1 protein-coding gene is annotated in these 1,589 nt (G+C 74.3%); it reads left to right on the top strand.

Annotation, left to right across the window (positions count from 1 at the left end; all coding sequences use genetic code 11):
• Window positions 1–1,515 (top strand): ATP-binding protein (locus L0P92_RS44315; protein WP_234768792.1); only part of this gene is annotated, 1,515 nt, incomplete at its 5' end.
• Between the last annotated feature and the right edge of the window lie 74 nt (window positions 1,516–1,589).

Here is a 1,589-nt window from a genome sequence, read left to right on the forward strand (position 1 = left end):
GGTCGAAGGGGCGGAGCCCCTTCAAGGGATGGGACGGGTAGGGGCGGCGGGGGCGAGAAAGACCTCGCGGCCACCACCGACCGCATTCACTCCGAAGACGTCCTCGACGCCATCACCGGCCTCGTCGACAAATCCGTACTCTCCCGAGAGGACGGCCCCGACGGCATCCGCTACCGCCTGCTCGACACCCTCCGCCACTACGGCCTGGACCGGCTCCGCCGACTGCCCGGCGAGGAACCCGCGGCCCGCCGCCGCCAACGGGACTGGATGCTGCGCCGAGCCACCGCCTGCGAACGGGCCTGGTTCGGACCGGGCCAGCGCCAGATCGTCGCCCGGCTCCGCGCCGACCAGGACAACCTCCGAGCCGCCCTCGACTTCAGCCTCAGCACACCGGGCGAACGCCTCGAAGGCCTGCGTCTCGCCGGCACCCTGTGGTTCTACTGGCACGCCTGCGGCGCCCCCCGCGAGGGCCGCCACTGGCTCGACCGAGCCCTCGCCGCCAACCCGGCCCCCACCCGGGAACGTGCCCGCGGCCTGTGGATCGCGGGGCTCCTCGCCGCCGCCACCCAGGACCTCACCGCGGGCCTCGCCCTCGCCCGGGACGCCCACGCCCTCGCCCTCGACCTGGGCGACGAGGCGGAGGCGGCGCACGCCGACTACGTCATCGGCGTCATCACCCTGTTCATGGACGACCTGCCGACCGCGCTGCGGCACTTCGAGACCAGCGTCGGCCGCGGCCCCGTCCCCGGCCAGCACCTCAGCCTGCACGGCCTCGACCAGGTCGAACTCGCCTGCGCCCTGGGCTTCCTGGGCGAGGCCGACCGTGCCGTCGAGGTCTGCGAGCGGGCCCGCCGGATGTGCGAACGGCACGGCGAGGAGTGGGTGCACTCGTACGTCCTGCGGATGCTGGCCCTCGCCCACACCGTCCAGCGCGACTGGCAGCAGGCCGAGATCCACGCCCGCCACGCCCTGCGCCTCAAACTCGCCGTCCACGACGTCACCGGCATCGCCCTCACCCTCGACCTGCTGGCCCGCATCGCCACCGAGACGGACGCCCACGAGCGCGCGGCCGTCCTGCTCGGCGCCGCCGACCACACCTGGACCGGCATCGACCGCGACCGCTGGGGATCGGCGACCCTCAAGTCCGCCCGCAGCGACAGCGAGACCCGCTCCCGCGCGGCCCTTGGCGCCCCCGGCTACCGACGCGCCTACGAACGCGGCCGCGGCCTCGGCGCCGACCTCACGGAGACCGTCGACTACGCCGTCCACGACACCGTCCCTCGCGACCCGAACACCGCCCGGCCCAGATCCGCCCACACCACGACCGGCGTCCACCTCACCCGCCGCGAGACCGAGGTCGCCGAACTCGTCGCCCAGGGCCTCGCCAACCAGCAGATCGCCGACCGCCTTGTCATCGCCCGCCGCACCGCCGAGGGCCACGTCGAACGCATCCTCGGCAAGCTCGGCTTCAGCAACCGCAGCCAGATCGCGGCCTGGGTCACGGCCCAGCAGTGACCGCCCACCGACCGAACCGCCCGCACCGACGGCCCCCGCTCCACCGATCGCCCCTCGCCGACCACCCACCAAGG

Source organism: Streptomyces muensis (assembly GCF_021474425.1).
Lineage (GTDB): Bacteria > Actinomycetota > Actinomycetes > Streptomycetales > Streptomycetaceae > Streptomyces > Streptomyces muensis.